The organism is Paracoccus amoyensis (genome assembly GCF_014490725.1).
In the GTDB taxonomy this organism is placed as follows: domain Bacteria; phylum Pseudomonadota; class Alphaproteobacteria; order Rhodobacterales; family Rhodobacteraceae; genus Paracoccus; species Paracoccus amoyensis.
Genome location: NZ_JACOQL010000002.1, coordinates 581,817 through 598,866 on the forward strand (window position 1 = coordinate 581,817; position 17,050 = coordinate 598,866).

The 17,050-nt window shown below is 60.3% G+C and carries 19 protein-coding genes; 9 read left to right on the forward strand and 10 right to left on the reverse strand.

Going from position 1 to position 17,050, the window contains the following annotated elements:
* The first annotated feature begins 299 nt into the window (after positions 1-299).
* A complete protein-coding gene (locus H4P12_RS07725) occupies positions 300-1,259 on the forward strand; it encodes a DMT family transporter (protein ID WP_425498205.1) in 960 nt (319 codons plus the stop codon).
* 1 nt (position 1,260) lies between these two features.
* Here the strand turns inward: H4P12_RS07725 and H4P12_RS07730 are convergent, their stop codons facing one another.
* Complete coding sequence (locus H4P12_RS07730; RefSeq protein WP_187793070.1) at positions 1,261-3,354, reverse strand: lytic transglycosylase domain-containing protein; 2,094 nt, start codon at positions 3,352-3,354, stop codon at positions 1,261-1,263.
* A gap of 111 nt (positions 3,355-3,465) precedes the next feature.
* Between H4P12_RS07730 and dapA the strand changes: the two genes are divergently transcribed.
* Positions 3,466-4,341, forward strand: coding sequence for a 4-hydroxy-tetrahydrodipicolinate synthase (gene dapA, locus H4P12_RS07735; protein ID WP_187793071.1), 876 nt, complete (start codon positions 3,466-3,468; stop codon positions 4,339-4,341).
* On the forward strand, positions 4,341-4,706 hold the full coding sequence (locus tag H4P12_RS07740) for a hypothetical protein (RefSeq protein ID WP_187793380.1): 366 nt from the start codon (positions 4,341-4,343) through the stop codon (positions 4,704-4,706). Before dapA ends, H4P12_RS07740 begins: the two co-directional genes overlap by 1 nt.
* 6 nt (positions 4,707-4,712) lie before the next feature.
* Here H4P12_RS07740 and H4P12_RS07745 read toward each other — a convergent pair whose 3' ends face one another.
* Positions 4,713-5,312, reverse strand: a complete 600-nt coding sequence (locus H4P12_RS07745; protein ID WP_187793072.1) for an HNH endonuclease — start codon at positions 5,310-5,312, stop codon at positions 4,713-4,715.
* A gap of 180 nt (positions 5,313-5,492) precedes the next feature.
* Between H4P12_RS07745 and H4P12_RS07750 the strand changes: the two genes are divergently transcribed.
* A complete protein-coding gene (locus H4P12_RS07750; RefSeq protein ID WP_187793354.1) occupies positions 5,493-5,924 on the forward strand; it encodes a VOC family protein in 432 nt (143 codons plus the stop codon).
* Between the two features lie 7 nt (positions 5,925-5,931).
* Here H4P12_RS07750 and H4P12_RS07755 read toward each other — a convergent pair whose 3' ends face one another.
* Genes H4P12_RS07755 through H4P12_RS07765 form a run of 3 tightly spaced genes read right to left on the reverse strand, consistent with a single transcriptional unit; the run spans position 5,932 to position 7,860 of the window.
* On the reverse strand, positions 5,932-6,585 hold the full coding sequence (locus H4P12_RS07755; RefSeq protein ID WP_187793073.1) for an alpha/beta hydrolase: 654 nt from the start codon (positions 6,583-6,585) through the stop codon (positions 5,932-5,934).
* The gene (locus H4P12_RS07760) at positions 6,582-7,232 is read right to left on the reverse strand and encodes a DNA glycosylase family protein (RefSeq protein WP_187793074.1); all 651 of its coding nucleotides are present in this window, start codon (positions 7,230-7,232) and stop codon (positions 6,582-6,584) included. Before H4P12_RS07760 ends, H4P12_RS07755 begins: the two co-directional genes overlap by 4 nt.
* Positions 7,222-7,860, reverse strand: coding sequence for a GntR family transcriptional regulator (locus H4P12_RS07765; RefSeq protein ID WP_343069785.1), 639 nt, complete (start codon positions 7,858-7,860; stop codon positions 7,222-7,224). The genes H4P12_RS07760 and H4P12_RS07765 overlap by 11 nt, the downstream gene beginning before the upstream one ends.
* Positions 7,861-7,918: 58 nt before the next feature.
* On the opposite strand from H4P12_RS07765, the gene H4P12_RS07770 reads away from it, so the two are divergent.
* From H4P12_RS07770 to ilvD, 4 genes are all read left to right on the forward strand, one after another.
* Positions 7,919-8,587: a pyrimidine 5'-nucleotidase gene (locus tag H4P12_RS07770; RefSeq protein WP_187793076.1), complete on the forward strand. Its 669-nt coding sequence runs from the start codon at positions 7,919-7,921 to the stop codon at positions 8,585-8,587.
* Positions 8,588-8,662: 75 nt separating this feature from the next.
* Complete coding sequence (locus H4P12_RS07775; protein ID WP_187793355.1) at positions 8,663-9,862, forward strand: UbiH/UbiF family hydroxylase; 1,200 nt, start codon at positions 8,663-8,665, stop codon at positions 9,860-9,862.
* 147 nt (positions 9,863-10,009) lie between these two features.
* On the forward strand, positions 10,010-10,324 hold the full coding sequence (locus H4P12_RS07780; RefSeq protein ID WP_187793077.1) for a DMT family transporter: 315 nt from the start codon (positions 10,010-10,012) through the stop codon (positions 10,322-10,324).
* 129 nt (positions 10,325-10,453) lie between these two features.
* Positions 10,454-12,292 (forward strand): dihydroxy-acid dehydratase, encoded by a 1,839-nt coding sequence (gene ilvD, locus H4P12_RS07785; RefSeq protein WP_187793078.1) that lies wholly within the window; start codon positions 10,454-10,456, stop codon positions 12,290-12,292.
* Positions 12,293-12,356: 64 nt separating this feature from the next.
* On the opposite strand, the gene H4P12_RS07790 is transcribed toward ilvD, so the two are convergent.
* Positions 12,357-12,824 carry an Lrp/AsnC family transcriptional regulator gene (locus H4P12_RS07790; protein ID WP_187793079.1) on the reverse strand — a complete coding sequence of 156 codons (468 nt, stop codon included), beginning with the start codon at positions 12,822-12,824 and terminating at the stop codon, positions 12,357-12,359.
* Complete coding sequence (locus tag H4P12_RS07795) at positions 12,821-13,276, reverse strand: Lrp/AsnC family transcriptional regulator (RefSeq protein ID WP_187793080.1); 456 nt, start codon at positions 13,274-13,276, stop codon at positions 12,821-12,823. Before H4P12_RS07795 ends, H4P12_RS07790 begins: the two co-directional genes overlap by 4 nt.
* An 83-nt stretch (positions 13,277-13,359) precedes the next feature.
* Between H4P12_RS07795 and ilvC the strand changes: the two genes are divergently transcribed.
* Positions 13,360-14,427, forward strand: coding sequence for a ketol-acid reductoisomerase (gene ilvC, locus H4P12_RS07800; RefSeq protein ID WP_187793081.1), 1,068 nt, complete (start codon positions 13,360-13,362; stop codon positions 14,425-14,427).
* Positions 14,428-14,501: 74 nt separating this feature from the next.
* On the opposite strand, the gene H4P12_RS07805 is transcribed toward ilvC, so the two are convergent.
* The 3 genes from H4P12_RS07805 to yghU form a co-directional block, all read right to left on the reverse strand.
* A complete protein-coding gene (locus H4P12_RS07805; RefSeq protein ID WP_187793082.1) occupies positions 14,502-14,885 on the reverse strand; it encodes a barstar family protein in 384 nt (127 codons plus the stop codon).
* The gene (locus tag H4P12_RS07810) at positions 14,882-15,919 is read right to left on the reverse strand and encodes a hypothetical protein (protein WP_223115735.1); all 1,038 of its coding nucleotides are present in this window, start codon (positions 15,917-15,919) and stop codon (positions 14,882-14,884) included. Before H4P12_RS07810 ends, H4P12_RS07805 begins: the two co-directional genes overlap by 4 nt.
* A gap of 145 nt (positions 15,920-16,064) precedes the next feature.
* A complete protein-coding gene (gene yghU / locus H4P12_RS07815; protein ID WP_187793084.1) occupies positions 16,065-16,937 on the reverse strand; it encodes a glutathione-dependent disulfide-bond oxidoreductase in 873 nt (290 codons plus the stop codon).
* Between the last annotated feature and the right edge of the window lie 113 nt (positions 16,938-17,050).

Here is a 17,050-nt window from a genome sequence, read left to right on the forward strand (position 1 = left end):
TGGCATCGCGGCACAGATGCGCGCGGCGCAGACCAGTGAGCCGGGCTCTACCTGCAAGGGTTTTTCCCGAAACGTGAAGGCCCGTGGCTGCGCCGATTATATCGTTTCATTTCCGGACTGACGCGTCCCGTATTGCGGGCGCAGTGCGGAAACGCATGTCGCGCATTTCCCAGGCTGAGATCTGGGGCTGAGATCTGACAGAAAAACCGCAGGCTTTTGCTAAATAGCACGGCAACGCGGCGCCTGTCTTGACCTTGCCTGCGGGGAAGCGCATGGGCGGACAGGCAAGAGGGGCGATCATGTCAGACGAAGATACCGGCCAGACAGCTTATCCCGCCACCGCAGCGACAACAGCGGCGGCGCCGCCCGTTCCGCCGTTGGCGACCTCTGTCGGACCCGATCGCACCGGGCTGGCGATCATGCTGATGTGTCTGGTCAGCTTTATCTTTGCCCTGCAAGACGGCGCCTCGCGCATCCTGGGGGAAAACTATCCGCCGCTGCTGGTCGTGATGATCCGTTACTGGGTCTTTGCGATTTTCGTGTTTGGGCTGGTCGCGCGTCAGCCGGGCGGGTTGCGGCGTGCCATCAGGACCAAACGTCCTGTCATCCAAATCATCCGTGGTACGCTGCTGGTCCTTGAAACGGTTATCATGGTTGAGGCGTTCGTGCGTCTTGGCCTGATCGAAACCCATGCCGTTTTCACGGTCTATCCGCTGCTGGTCGCTGCCCTGTCCGGGCCAATTCTTGGCGAAACGGTCGGTTGGCGGCGCTGGACCGCCATTGGCATCGGCTTTTCCGGCATTCTGGTGATCCTGCAGCCCGGCAGCGGCGTCATGCGGATCGAGGCTTTGCTGCCCTTTGGCGCGGCGATGATGTTTGCCGTCTACGGGCTGCTGACCCGGCTGGTGTCGCGCGACGATCCGGCAATCGTCAGCTTTTTCTGGACCGGGATTTCAGGGGCGGCGATGATTACCTTGCTGGGCATATGGCATTGGGAATGGCTGGCACCCACGGATTGGCTGTGGATGGCGGTGTTGTGCGTGTGCGGAATCCTGTCACATTACCTGCTGATCCGCGCCTATGAACTGGCCGAGGCGGCGACGCTGCAACCCTTTGCCTATACGCAGCTTGTCTGGGCCAGTATCATCGGCGTTCTGGCCTTCGGTGAGGTTTTGCGCCCCAATGTCGTGATCGGGGCGGCGATTGTCGTCGCGGCGGGTCTGTTTACCCTGTGGCGTGCACGGGTCAGATCCGCCTGATTTACGGCTGTTGAAGCAGGGCGTTGGGCGCAGATGTCGCTGCCGAGGTGATGGGGTCTTTCCACCCATCGGGCAGGCGTGGACCGATGAATGGTTTTTCCACAGGGCGCTTCGACAGTGCCAGCGTCAACCGCACGGGCGGGGCAGGGATCAGGCCACCGCCGGTCAGGTCGAATGTCGGCACGATAGGCGCAGGCTTGCCAAGGATGCGGGCACGATAGATGGGCATCGCCTCGGTAACGCGCATGACGTAGTTGCGGGTTTCGTCAAACGGGATCAGCTCGACCCAATCCACGGGGTCAAAGTCGCGGCGCAGGTCGCCGAAATCACCCAGCCATTTCGCCGGACGCCCCGGACCTGCGTTATAACCCGAAGCGATCAGTGCGGTGGATGAACCGAAACGATCCTTCAGCCCTTGCAGATAGGCCGCACCCAGACGGGCGTTATAGGCGGGATCGGTGGTCAGTCGCGCAACTTCATAAGGGACGCGCAGCTTCCGGGCCATTTCTTCGGCGGTGCCGGGCATCAGCTGCATCAACCCGCGTGCGCCGACATGGCTGCGAACCGTGTGGTTGAATTCGGATTCCTGCCGGGAAATTGACAATACCAGTTCCGGCGGCAGCCCCAGTTCCGCCGATTCCAGTCCTGTCAGCGGGAAATGGGCGGCGGGATAGATCAACCCTTTGTCCGCCGCGCGTTTCGACAGGCGCAGGCCGTGCCAGGGTGCCCCCGCCTCGATCATCAGGCGGGCCATGCGGACGGTATCTTCGGGCTCGGCGGTTTCCGACAGGTGTAGAAAGAACCGCTGTGCCTCATCCGCGCGGCCCGTGGCCAGCAGCCACAGGCCTGCCTCGAACACGATGTTTTCAGACAGTTTCGTGCCGCGCCAGTCGGGCAGGGTTTCGGTCGCGCGACCGGGAACAGCATAGCTGGCGGGCATAGGGGCCGCGACTTTTTCCGCCGCAAGCTGACCGTAGTAGACGCCGGGCATCGCGGCAGCGCGAGAAAAGGCCGCATTCGCGGCAGTGGTATCACCCAATGCCTCATAGGCACGGCCCTGCCAATACAGGGCGCGTGCGGTGCTGATGGCGCTGCCAACCACGGTTTCCAGATGCAGAAAATGGCTCAAGGCCCGGTCGGGGGCGTCCTGATGCAGCGCCGCAAAACCAGCCAGCCATTCTAGATCGGAATAATGTTTGTTGCTTTTGTCCAGAAAATGCGGCGTGGCCAGCTTTTCCGCCCGCGCCCAATCGCCGTTGCGCATGGCAAGGCGGGCATAATCGACGCGCATTGCGGCCCAGGCATCGGGAACACGCAAGGCATCGGCACTGGTCGAGGCGTCCAGCATCAGCGCCTGTGCGCCGTCATGCTGTTTGGCACGGACGCGCCACAGAAAGCGGTCCAGCGTCAAGCCGGGATCGGTACGTTGGGCTTGGGGTAAAGCAAGGATCAGGTCGTCAACACCATCGCGCCCGCTTTGCAGGGCGATGCGGGCCGCCAGCAGGGGGCGATCCGCCTCGGGCAGCTTGGCCAGCAATCGTTGTGCCTGCGGCCATTCCTGCCGATCCAGCATGGCGGTTGCGCGGGCGGTCAGCAGAGGCGTCAATTCTGCGGAATGCGCTTGCAGAAAGGCCGCTTCCTCGGGGCCGTCCAGAGGCTGGCTCAGCCAGAAACGCGCACGCTCTGCCTTGGCGTCATCCGCAGACAAGGTTTTCAGATAGGCCTCTTCGGCACCAAGCGTTGTGGGCAGGCGGTCGCCGAACCAATCCTTGATATCCTGTGCCGGCAGGTCGGGCCGCAGCTTGGCATCGCCGCGTTCGCGCAGCACCGCCAGACCGGGCCAATCGCCATTGGTTTTGACAAAAGCAAGGTAGTCGCCGAAATCACCGTAACCGGCCCGCAAGGCCTGCCATCCAATCAAGGCTTGGGCCATCGGACCGGACCGCGTCGCAGCATTGCGGGCCGTTGTCCAGTCGCGGACATCGGCCGCCGCCAGCGCCAGCGCCATCGCTCCCAGATCTTCGGCCCGGGCGGGCGCGGTGAGGGATAAACTGGCCAGAAGGCCGACGGATAACATGTTACGCAGAAGTCGCATCACCCTCATGTGTCTATGGCATTTCGGCGGGACGCAATTCACAACCTTGGCAAGATTGGCCTTGGGCGCTAGTTAAGCCCGGATTTATCAGCAAACCTCAAGGAGCGTGTCATGTTCAAAGGGTCTATTCCCGCCCTCGTCACGCCGTTCACCCCGGACGGCGAGCTGGATCTGGGCACGCTGAAGAAGCTGGTCGAGTGGCATGTGGAACAAGGCAGCCACGGTTTGGCCCCGGTTGGCACCACCGGCGAAAGCCCGACGCTGAGCCATGACGAACACCGTCAGGTCATTGAAGAAGTGATCCGCGCCGTTGACGGCCGCATTCCGGTGATCGCCGGTGCGGGATCAAACTCGACCCGTGAAGCAACCGGCCTGGTGCAATTTGCCCAAGAGGCCGGGGCGCAGGGCGCGCTGGTCGTGACGCCCTATTACAACAAGCCGACGCAAGATGGGTTGATCGCGCATTACACCACGCTGCATGACGCCAGCGACCTGCCGATCATCATCTACAATATCCCGCCGCGTTCGGTCATCGACATGAGCCCGGAAACCATGGGCAAGCTGGCCGAACTTCCGCGTATTGTCGGCGTCAAGGATGCCACCGGCAAGTTGGAGCGGGTCAGCCTGCAGCGCATGACCTGCGGCAAGGATTTCATCCAGCTGTCGGGCGAAGATGCCACCGCACTGGCCTTTAATGCGCATGGCGGCGTGGGCTGTATTTCGGTCACGGCCAACGTCGCGCCGAAGCTGTGCGCCGAGTTTCAGAATGCCACGCTGGCCGGCGATTTCGCCACCGCGCTGGACTATCAGGACCGCCTGATGCCGTTGCATACCGCGATCTTTGTCGAACCGGGACTGGTTGGCGTGAAATACGCGATGTCGCGTCTGGGCCTGTGCCAAGAGCGGGTGCGCCTGCCGCTGACCCCGCTGACCGACGCGACACGCCGTCAGATCGACGCGGCGTTGGAGCATGCTGGACTGCTGTGATGCACCTACTGCCCTTGCCGCTTGGGGGATCGGGCGGGATTTGGGTATTTAAGCAAAGAAGAAGCGGCAGCGCCTGTCACTGGGCGCTGCCGCTTTTTTTGGTGGATTCACGTCACAATCCGATGAATTTTCCTGTTGGGGTTTTCAAGCCCGGTTTCGCGGCCCATATTGAGAGCAAGGAGAGACTCATCATGCCCTTGCCGCAATTCTTGCTGATGCTGGTGGCGGTCGTTCTTGCCGCCATGGTTACCCTGTGGGCTACCGTTTCCGCAGGCGTTCCGATGTTTGCCGTTCTTCTGGTCACGTTAGGCGCGGCGGCGTTGCTGCATTACACGCAGCGCGATCACCACGATCACGACGGATAATCCGCCTCAACTCTCCAGTTCCGCATCCCAATACAGGAAATCCATCCAGCTGTCATGCAGGTGGTTGGGCGGAAAGCGCCTGCCGGCGGCGTGCATTTCTTCGGATGTGGGGCGACGGGGTTTGCTGCGAAGATGCAGGCCCGAATGGCGCAAGCTGCGATTGGCCTTGCGCAGATTGCAAGGACTGCAGGCCGCGACGACGTTTTCCCAGCTTGTGACCCCACCCCTGGAGCGTGGCACGACATGGTCAAAGGTCAGATCGTCCTTGGCACCGCAATACTGGCAGCAGAATTCATCCCGCAGAAAAAGATTAAAGCGCGTGAAGGCCACGCGCTTTTGGGGTTTTACATAATCTTTCAGAACGACGACGGAGGGTATCCGAAAGCTTTGTCGCTGACTTCGGACGACATCATCATATTCGGCGATGATAGTGACCCGGTCCAGAAACACCGCCTTGATCGCCTCTTGCCACGGCCAAAGGGACAGTGGGTAGTAGCTGAGCGGTCGGAAATCGGCGTTCAGAACCAATGCCGGGTGTCGCCGTAGCGAGGCAGGCTCGCGGACGAACTGGGTTCGAAATTCGGTCTGATGATGCTCGTCCAGCATATCGCTTTCCCTGCCTGCCCCGAAGTGCAAGGTCCGGGGTGTCAACCAGATCATGTGTTTGACTATATATCGTGCCGGGAAACTGACAAGCCCCGAACTGTGGTCCTGAATTAACAAACATGCATGACAAGGGTGTGACGGATTGCGACCTGGCTGTTTGCGTGCCACTGTGCCGCCATGATGAAGGATATTCCGCCTGTAATCGGCACTTTGGAAAGTGCGCTATATGCCGATGATCTTGACGCGGCCAAAGCGTTCTGGACCGGCATCATGGGACTGAAGGTCATAACCGCCCTGCCTGATCGTCATGTGTTCTTTCGGGTGGCGGATAAACCGTATCCGCAGGTTTTGCTGATCTTTCGTGCTTCGGCGACCGAGGTGCCGCCGGATCCCGATGCACGGCTGCCGGTGCCACCGCACGGGGCGCGCGGGCCGGGGCATTTTTGTCTGGCCGTCCATGCGGACAGTCTGGATGCGTGGCGCAGCCATCTTGAAGTGCGGGGCATTGCGATCGAAGCCGATTTCCGCTGGCCCACAGGAGCGCGGTCGATTTATGTGCGCGATCCGGCAGGAAATTCCATCGAGTTGGGTGAGCCGAAGATGTGGGAGTAGCGGCGGGTTATTTGCCCAGCCGCTCTTTCAGGAATGACAATGCGACGCCCAGACCGTCGGGTGAAATGCCATGGCCCGTGCCTTCCATGACGTGACCATAGACCGGGAAATTCGCCTGTTGCAGTGCCTGGCCCGCGAGTTTCATGTCATCGAAGGGCACGACCGGATCCTGATCGCCATGGATCAGCAGGACGGGTGGTTTGACTTTGGCTTCCTCCGCCAGCAGTTCGGGGATCAACAGGCGACCTGAAAAGCCGATGATGCCAGCGACTTCCTGATCCCGACGGGGCAGGACATGCAACGCCATCATCGTGCCCTGGGAAAAGCCGATGACGACCATCCGATCGGCGGTCAGGCCTTCGTCGGTCAACACCTTGTCCAGAAAGGCGTTCACGGCGGTGATGGAATGGCCCATGGATTCCTTGGCTTGCGTTTCGGACGAACCATCCAGCCACGGGATCGGAAACCATTGGTAGCCCATGGGGTTGTTAAGGCTGCGTTCAGGCGCGTCGGGGGCGTAAAAGGCCGTGCCGGGCAGGTGTTGGGACAGGGGATCGGCAAGGCCCAGCAGATCGGCGCCATCCGCACCATATCCGTGCAGAAAGACAACAACGGCATCTGCGTTTTCCGGGCCTTTGCGGGCTGATTTCAGGTCGGTCATGTGATCCCCTCGCGTCCTTTTGCATAGCGGTAATAGGCCCACAAGCCCCGCGCCGCAACCGCACGCCACGGACGCCACGGTTCGGCCAGCGCACGTAGCGCGGCGGGGGTGGGGCGTTCGGGCAGGTCATACATCACCCGCGCGGCCTCTTGCAGGGCCAGATCGCCGGCGGCGATGACATCGGCGCGGCCAAGGGCGAATTTCAGGTAGATTTCGGCGGTCCAGATGCCGATGCCGGGCAGCGCGACAAGCGCCGCGATGGCCTGATCGTCAGGCATGCCGCGCAGGGCGGACCAGTCCAGCCCTGCTGCGGCGATCCCCTTCAGGTAGCGGGCCTTGGGACGTGACAGGCCTGCGGTGCGCAGATCGTCGTCGCTGGCGGCGGCGATGGCATCTGCGGTCAGCAGGTCAGCATCCTGCATGCGCTGCCAGATCGCAGCGGCTGCCGCGATCGAGATTTGCTGACCGACGATGGCGCTTGCAATCGCCTCGAATCCATCGGGGCGTCGGCGCATGGGCAGCGGGCCAAGCTCCGGCAGGGTCCGCGCCCAGACCGGACAGACGCGGGCCAGATAGGCCACGCCCTCGGCAAGGTCGTCCGGCGTTTCGATCAGGCGGCCCGTATATGCCCCAGTCTCAGGCGTCACGATCTGCCTGTGCTTCCAGCTTCAGCCGGGTTTCCCAGGCCATCGAGATATGTTGACGCAGAGCCTGATCCGCAGCATTGCCATCACCCGCTGCGATGGCGTCAACGATACGCTTATGTTCCGCCAGCGCGGTTTCGCTGCGCCCTTCGGCGGCAAGCGATGTCCTGGCCATCAGCGCCATGCTGCGATGAACCAGATCCAGTTGCTGCACCAGATAGCGATTATGCGACGCCAGATGGATCTGGTGGTGAAAGCGTTTGTTGGCACGGGCAAGGGCTTGCGGATCGTTGATGGCCTTTTGATCCTCGGACACCATCTGGGCCAGAACACGCACCTCTTCGGGCGTTGCATGGCGGGCGGCAAGACGGGCGGCCAGGCCCTCAAGCTCGGCCCGGACAACGTAAAGTTCGGCCAGTTGGTTGTGATCCAGCGTCGCCACGATCAGGCTGCGACCGTCACGGACGACCATCTGCTGGGTTTCCAGCCGCTGCAACGCCTCGCGGACCGGGGTTCGGGACACGCCGAAACGGTCGGCCAGTTCCGCTTCCACCAGACGGTCACCGGGGCGATAGGTGCCGACTTCGATCGCGGCAAGGATCAGGGAATATGCGTCACTTTCATACGCCACAGATTTGGCCGGGGCGTGCGCGATTGCAAGCGCGCTGTTTGGGCTGTATCCGAGGGGCATGGATTTCTCTCATGTCGATGTCTGGATCTTTGATCTGGACAATACGCTTTACCCGCCCGAAATGGCGCTGTTCCCGCAGATCGAGGAGCGGATGACGGCCTATGTCATGCGCACGCTGGAATGCGAACATGCCCGCGCCGATCAGGTGCGCAGCGAATATTGGCGCAGTCATGGAACGACCTTGGCGGGGCTGATGGACCGGCACGGTGTTGACCCAAGCGATTATCTGGCCGATGTGCATGATATCGACTTTGACGTGCTGATGCCCGCGCCCGAGTTGGCTGACGCGATCAACGCGCTGCCCGGGCACAAGCTGATCCACACCAATGCCGATTCAACCTATGCCCGCAAGGTTCTGGCGGCGCGATGTCTGGATATGTTCCAGGATATCTATGGCGTCGAAGAAACGCATTATTATCCCAAACCCCGCCGCGAGGCATTCGAGGCGGTGATTGCCCAAAGTGGCATCGACCCGCGCCGCGCCGCCTTCTTTGAGGATGATCCCCGCAATCTGGCCGTGCCGCATGACATGGGGATGCGCACGGTTCTGGTGGGGCCTGCACGTGATGGGCCAAGCCTGTTGAAGGGGGAAGTCCCCGCCTATGTCGATGTGCATATCGATAATCTGACCGCGTTCCTGCAATCGCTTGCGGCTGCACGCAAATAGGCTGCGACAACGGCGATGCTGGCCTTGGGCGCATGTTCGGGGCATGATCGCTGCGACGCAATCGGGATGATGGCAATGACGGATAGCAGCTTTGAACAGGTCGATGTTCTGATCTCGGGCGGGGGGATTGCCGGGCTGATTGCGGCTGCCGGATTTGGGGCCGAGGGGTTGACCACGCTGTGCGTTGACCCGGCCTCCCCCGTGACGGACGAAGGCACGGATGGCGCCGATCTGCGCAGCACGGCATTTCTGACGCCCTCCGTCGCGCTTCTTGGGCAGATTGGGTTATGGGAACGGCTGTCACCCTTTGCCACGCCCTTGCAGGTGATGCGGATTGTGGATGCGGGCGGGGCCGACCCTGTCGCGCGGCTGATCCGCGATTTTGATGCCAGCGAGATTGGTGACCAGCCCTTTGGCTGGAACCTGCCCAACTGGCTGCTGCGGCGCGAGATCTCGGCACGGCTGGAACAGTTGCAAACGGTGCGCTTTCAACCGGGGACCGCCACCACCGATGTGGTCGCGCGTGACGAAGGGGCGCTGGTTACGCTGTCCGATGGGCGACGGATCAGAGCAAGGCTGCTGATTGGCGCGGATGGGCGCAATTCGCCGGTGCGTCAGGCGCTTGGCATTGGCGTGCGGACCTTTCGCTATGGTCAAAAGGCGCTGGCATTCGCCGTCACCCATGATCTGCCGCATGATAATGTTTCAACCGAGGTGCACCGCTCGGGCGGGCCGTTCACGCTGGTGCCGCTGCCGGATCGCGATGGCAAGCACAGCTCTGCCGTTGTCTGGATGGAGAATGGACGGCAGATTGCTAGGCTGGCCGCCCTGCCGCCCGCTGAGTTTGAGGCAGAGCTAAATGCCCGGTCGGCGGGTATTCTGGGCCATCTGTCACAGGCGACACGCCTGACCCAATGGCCGATCATCAGCCAGATCGCAGACAGCTTTACCGGCCCGCGCACCGCCCTGATCGCCGAGGCCGCGCATGTTCTGCCCCCCATTGGTGCGCAAGGGTTGAACCTGAGCCTTGCCGATCTGGGCGCGCTGATCGACTTGAACCGTAACGATCCCGGCAATGCGGCAGGCCTGGCGGAATATAACCGCACGCGCCGCCCGGATGCCTATGCCCGGTTGTTGGGGATCGACGCGCTGAACCGCGCCAGTCAGGCCTCGTTGCGACCCTTGCGTGATCTTCGGGCCGCCGCTCTTGGCGGGCTTTACGGCGTGGCACCTGTGCGGCGGCTGATGATGCGGGCGGGGTTGGGCCTGCGCTGATGGTTGCCTTTGGGCAACCACCCCGGAAATCCACTCCGTGCCAGCTTGCCCTTGTCGCGGCGCTCCCTATTTTGCTTTGACAAGAGGACGACCTCTCCTTCATGGAAAAACCGCCGGGACGGCCCGGCTTGACGACAGAGGTTTGTCATGCCTTGGATTCTTCTTCTTCTTGCCGGTTTGCTGGAAATTGTCTGGGCAACCGCGATGAAACAATCGCATGGATTTACGCGCATCCTGCCGACCGGGATCATGGTGGTCGGGATGATCGCCTCTATCTGGTTGCTGGCGCTTTCGATGCGCAGCCTGCCGTTGGGCACGTCCTATATGATCTGGACCGGCATCGGCGCGGTTGGCGCGTTTGTGGTCGGCGTGTTCATGTTCGGTGAACCCGTGACGACGGGACGCCTGATTGCGGCAGGGCTGATTCTGACCGGGATCGTCGCGATGAAGCTGGCTTCGTGATAGAATAACGGGGGGCCGAATCCAAACGGCACCCTTTACGACATAAAAACACCTTGAAACCCGGCATTTCAGTAATTTCCTTCCGAAGGTAGGGGTGATACACCGCCTGCCAGCCAAAGGAGTCGAGCCATGCCTGCATATCGTTCACGCACTACCACCCACGGCCGAAATATGGCGGGCGCACGCGGATTGTGGCGGGCGACCGGCGTGAAGGACAGCGATTTTGGCAAGCCGATCATCGCCATTGTCAACAGCTTTACCCAATTCGTGCCGGGCCATGTCCACCTGAAGGATTTGGGTCAGTTGGTCGCACGCGAGGTTGAAGCAGCAGGCGGTATTGCAAAGGAATTCAACACCATCGCCGTCGATGACGGCATCGCGATGGGCCATGACGGGATGTTGTATTCGCTGCCATCGCGCGAAATCATCGCGGATTCGGTGGAATACATGGTCAATGCCCATTGCGCCGATGCCATGGTCTGTATCAGTAACTGCGACAAGATCACTCCCGGCATGCTGATGGCGGCGCTGCGGCTGAATATCCCCGTCGTCTTTGTGTCTGGCGGTCCGATGGAAGCGGGCAAGGTCGTGTTGCAGGACGGCAGGGTCAAGGCGCTGGATCTGGTGGATGCCATGGTCGCCGCTGCTGACGACGCGGTTTCTGATGCCGATGTGCAGGCGATCGAACGATCGGCCTGCCCGACCTGTGGGTCGTGTTCGGGCATGTTCACCGCGAACTCGATGAACTGCCTGACCGAGGCATTGGGCCTGTCGCTGCCGGGCAATGGATCGACCCTTGCCACCCATGCCGACCGCAAGCGCCTGTTTGTCGAGGCTGGGCATCTGGTCGTCGATCTGGCCCGCCGTTACTATGAAGGCGATGATGCCAGCGTGCTGCCTCGTTCCATCGCCAGTTTTGAAGCCTTCAAGAATGCCATGACGCTGGATATCGCCATGGGCGGATCGACGAATACGGTTCTGCATCTGTTGGCCGCCGCGCATGAGGGGCAGGTGGAATTCACCATGTCCGATATTGACCAGCTTTCGCGAAAGGTTCCGGTCCTGTGCAAGGTCGCCCCGGCCAAAAGCGACGTGCATATGGAAGATGTTCACCGCGCTGGCGGGATTATGGCGATTCTGGGCGAATTGGACCGTGCCGGCTTGCTGGATACGACCGTGGGCAACGTCCATTCCGGCACATTGGCCGAAGCATTGGATCGTTGGGATGTGATGCGCACCGATGCGGCATCCGTCCACGACTTCTTCCGTGCCGCCCCCGGCGGGGTGCCGACACAGACGGCGTTTTCGCAGGATCGCCGCTATGACGATGTCGACATGGACCGCAAGGGCGGTGTGATCCGCGATCTGGAACATGCCTTTTCGCAAGATGGCGGTCTGGCCGTGCTTTACGGCAATCTGGCCGAAGATGGCTGCATCGTCAAAACCGCCGGTGTGGACGATTCGATCCTGAAATTCGAAGGCCCGGCGCATATCTTTGAAAGTCAGGACGACGCCGTGTCGGGCATTCTGACCGGCAAGGTCAAGGCCGGCGAAGTTGTTCTGATTCGCTACGAAGGCCCGCGCGGTGGGCCGGGGATGCAGGAAATGCTGTATCCAACCAGCTACCTGAAATCCAAGGGGCTGGGCAAGGATTGCGCCTTGGTGACAGACGGTCGTTTCTCGGGCGGCTCGTCAGGGCTGTCCATCGGTCATGTCTCGCCCGAGGCGGCCGAAGGCGGTACCATCGGTCTGGTCGAACAGGGCGACCTGATCCAGATCGACATTCCGAACCGCGTGATCCATCTGGCCGTAGACGATGCGACACTGGCTGCACGCCGCGAAAAGCGCGAGGCCGAGGGCTGGAAACCCGCCAAGCCGCGGCAGCGCAAGATCACGACCGCGCTGCGTGCCTATGCGGCCATGACGACCAGTGCTGCCAAGGGCGCGGTGCGGGTGGTGCCTGAATGATTGGCCAAAAGGCGGGGTGATCGGCCAAAAGGCGGGGCCAGTCCGCAAGGTCTGCGACGACAAGCTAAAGAGCGGCCAGCGGCCCCGGTCGCCGCTCTTCTGATAACATCACGTTCGCCTCGACCTGTCCGATCCCGGGCAGGGTCATGATGCGGCGGCGCAGGATACGTTCGAAATCGCTGATGTCGCGCGCGATGACGCGCAGGCGGTAATCGAATTGGCCAAGGACGTGCTGAACGGTCTGAACCTCGGGGATGGCGGTGACGGCACGTTCGAAATCTTCCAGGCTGGTGCGACCCTTGGCGGCCAGACGGATGCCCAGAAAGACCGTGACACCAAAACCGACAGCCGCATTGTCGATCACGATGCGCTTTTGGCCCAGCACACCCGAATCAGTCAGCTTGCGGATACGTCGCCACGCCGCCGGTTGACCGATGCCAACTGCCCGACCGATTTCTGCGGCACTTTTGGTCGCGTCCGTCGCCAATATTCGTAAGATCGCCATGTCTGTCGCATCCAATGCCGTGGTCATAGCGCCATTTCCTGACTGTCCTTGATGGTCGATACCAACATCAGCGCATCGCTGTCTGACACATGCGGCAGCGTCAGGATACGGTCGCGATAGATCTGCTGCCAATGTGCCATGTCGCGGGCGATGACCGACAGGCGCAGATCAACACTGCCCAGAAATGTCTGAATTTCAGTGACTTCCGGAACCTTTCGGGCGGCGGCCATGAATTCGTCAAAGGCACGTGGCTCGGTCTTGTCCAACGTAAAACGCAGGCTGACCTGAACCTCCCAGCCAAGGGCGCGCCAGTCGATCTGATTCTGAACTGCGGAAATCACACCGGTTTCGCTCATTTTTTCCAGCCGACGCCATAAGCTTGCGGCAGTCACGCCAGCCCGTTCGGCCAAGAGCGCGTTGCTGGCATCAGGATCGGCCAGAAGCTGACGAAGTATGCGCAGGTCAGTTGCATCGGGCATGATTATCTCGTTGGGTTAATTTCAGAGGCATGAATTTTTCATATATCTAACGAAATTTGCGAAAATTGAACATCCCCGATGCGATGATCGGGCTACAAAAGCGACAACGTAAAGCAAGGAAATCCGAAATGCGCGTTTATTATGACCGTGATTGTGACGTTAACCTGATCAAGGACAAGAAAGTGGCTATTCTGGGCTATGGCAGCCAAGGTCACGCCCATGCCCTGAACCTGCGCGATTCGGGTGCAAAGAATGTCGTCGTCGCCTTGCGTGAGGGAAGCCCATCGAAAGCCAAGGCCGAAGCCGAAGGCCTGAAAACGATGGAAATCGCCGAGGCCGCCAAATGGGCCGACCTGATCATGTTCACCATGCCCGACGAACTTCAGGCCGATACCTACAAGAAATACGTCCATGACAACCTGCGCGAGGGCGCCGCCATCGCCTTCGCCCATGGTCTGAACGTGCATTTCGGCCTGATCGAGCCGAAGCCCGGCGTCGACGTCATCATGATGGCTCCGAAAGGCCCCGGCCACACCGTGCGCGGCGAATATGTCAAAGGGGGGGGCGTGCCATGTCTGGTCGCGGTGCATCAGGACGCATCGGGTAAGGCGCTGGATCTGGGGCTGTCCTATTGCTCGGCCATCGGTGGCGGTCGTTCGGGAATCATCGAAACCGACTTCCGCGAAGAATGTGAAACCGACCTGTTCGGTGAGCAGGCTGTTCTGTGCGGCGGTCTGGTTGAACTGATCCGTATGGGCTTTGAAACGCTGGTTGAAGCGGGTTACGAGCCGGAAATGGCCTATTTCGAATGCCTGCACGAAGTGAAGCTGATCGTGGACCTGATCTACGAAGGCGGCATTGCGAACATGAACTACTCGATCTCGAACACGGCCGAATACGGCGAATACGTGTCGGGTCCGCGCGTTCTGCCCTATGAAGAAACCAAGAAGCGCATGAAAGATGTTCTGACCGACATCCAGAACGGCAAATTCGTTCGCGACTTCATGCAGGAAAACGCCGTCGGCCAGCCGTCGTTCAAGGCAACCCGCCGCATCAACGACGAACACCAGATCGAACAGGTCGGTGCCAAGCTGCGCGAAATGATGCCCTGGATTTCCAAGGGCAAGATGGTCGATAAAGCCCGCAACTGATATCAAAAGCCCCGCTTCGGCGGGGCTTTTTTATTCGGGTGCCGGTGCGTCTTCACGGTGCGATAATCGCCGGGTTACATCGCTTTCAGCCGAATGTGCGGATGCTCTGCGATGATGTGCAAAATGATGTCGAAATAGGTCTGCCCTTCGCCCCGTTCCAGCGCCTCCAGCTGGGCTTGGATGTGACCGCGATCGAAGCCCGGTCTGTTCAGTTTTGCCTGCAGCCATCCTCGCGTCGCCGCATAGCCCAGATCGTGGCGGCTTTTGTCGAAATGCAGCCAATGCAATGTTGCGGTGTCGGTGTCATGCAGCGCACCATAGCCGCCGCGCAACATGTCATCTAGCGCATCCAGGCTTTCGCCCAGCCGCCAGGTTTCGTTCGCCATGAAGACGCGATTGATTTCTGAATAGAAGCCGGTGATGTCGTCGAACCGGCTTCCGTCCAGAATCAGGATCAAGCCCCGACCTGAACCGACTTCAATCGCGAAATCGCACGCGTTTCGTCGCCTGTTTCGATCCCGGCCTGCATCAGGCGGATCAACTGCGCAATGAAGGTTGGATCGGTCTGTTGCAGCGCCGCGATCTGGGCATCGGTCAGCAGATTGACATAGGCAACCGCGATGTCGTCGCTATCGCTCCAATGCGCTTTTTCCAGCCGGTCGAAGACGGCACGCAAACGGCGGGTGTTGGTGCCCTGACTGGCACAGAATTTGGCCAGTGCAGCCTCGTCCATGTTGACGGTCATGCCCCAACCACCGGTGCGGAACCGGTTCACGATAAACTCGCCATCCTGATCGACGTAGTTCAGAAAACCATGCGCCGCCTTGAAACCCACTTTCGAGCTGCTCCAGTCCATGCGCAGATCAAGGAAGCTGACCGGATCGAAGGTATAGGCATTGTTCACGCGGCGCAGCCCGGCCGGCCATCCGCGCGCGGGTGAGCCGAAGCTGTTCACCTCGATCCCTTGGACGGCGCCAACACCCTTTGCCATCGTGACGCCGGTCAGTGCGTTGGATGTCACAAGATTTCCCTGACTGTGGCAATAGATCGGCGTGCCCAGCATGCCGCCCGGTGCTGCAAGCAGGGCGAACAGCGACTGCGCAGCCTTGTTCGAGGCCAGCAGTTCATAGACATAAGCCTCCTTGGTCAGCCCCGGACGCTTGCCCTTTTCGATCTGATACAGGGCGTCATAGGTCTTGATCCACTGGTCATTCGTGTGGATGTTCGACGTCTGCATCGAGGTCATCTGCGCCTTGTCCGAGATGCACTGGAACAGGTCGCGCCAGAAACCGTCTTTCTTGTTGTATACACCGATCACCGGGACACCCAGCATCAGTGACAGGGCGTTGGCACTTTTCATGTGATCGTCGCCCGAGTTCAACATCCCGTTGACGAAGATCACCGGCTTGCCGGGATTGAACCAGGATTTGTTGCGAACTTCAGGAGAGATATATTTCGTGACCGCGCCATCGCCGCTGGGCACCATATCCATTGCAATTCTGGGTAGCTGCACACGTCCCTCCAAAAGCCATTACAGATTAATCCTTTGGCGGCATTAAGCAGCTAATGACTTGCAAAGCCAAGCGTTAACCACCCGGCTTTGTAAAGGATTTGCGGTTTTTCGGTAAAGCCGCAGGCTACAATTGCGTTTCCAGCTTGTCCTGCGTGCGTGTGTCGAAATCCGTCGCGTCGTGCCGTTCATGCAATTGCCCCGAAGGATCGCCCGAGGTTCGGTTGACCATCATGCCGCGCTGAACCGCCGGGCGGGCTTCGATCTCTTTGTTCCAGCGGAGGACGTGTTCATAGCTGGCCCCCTGCAGGAACGTCGCCGCATCGCCATAAACGCCGCCGGTCGTCAGTCGGCCATACCACGGGAAAATCGCCATATCGGCAATGGAATATTCATCGCCCGCCATGAAGCGATGATCGGCCAGATGGCGGTTCAGCACGTCAAGCTGCCGTTTTGTTTCCATCGCATATCGATCAATGGCATATTTGATCTTGATCGGCGCGTAATGGTAAAAATGGCCGAAACCGCCACCGACGAAGGGCGCCGATCCCATCTGCCAGAACAGCCAGTTCAGGGCTTGGGTGCGCGCGGCAAGATCTGTGGGCAGGAAGTCCCCGAATTTTTCGGCCAGATACAGCAGGATCGAACCGGATTCGAACAGCCGCAACGGCGGGCTGATCGAGTGATCCATCATCGCCGGGATCTTCGAGTTCGGATTGACCTCGACAAAGCCGCTGCCGAACTGATCGCCGTCACCGATATCGATCAGCCATGCGTCATATTCCGCGCCGGTATGACCCTTGGCCAGCAATTCCTCTAGCATGATGGTGACCTTTTGCCCGTTGGGCGTCGCCAGCGAATACAGTTGCAAAGGGTGTTTACCGACAGGGAGGTCCTTGTCATGGGTCGGACCGGCGACGGGGCGGTTGATGCTGGCGAATTGACCGCCATTGCCAGCCTCCCACGTCCAGATTTGAGGCGGGTTATATTCGTCGGTCATGTCTTGTCCTGTCCTTTGGCATATCGCTTTGGTTCAAGTTGTAACCGCAGGCCGTGGATTTCAACCGCTAACGAATCTCTGGAAAGTGTTCTTGATATGTTCTAATCTTCAGA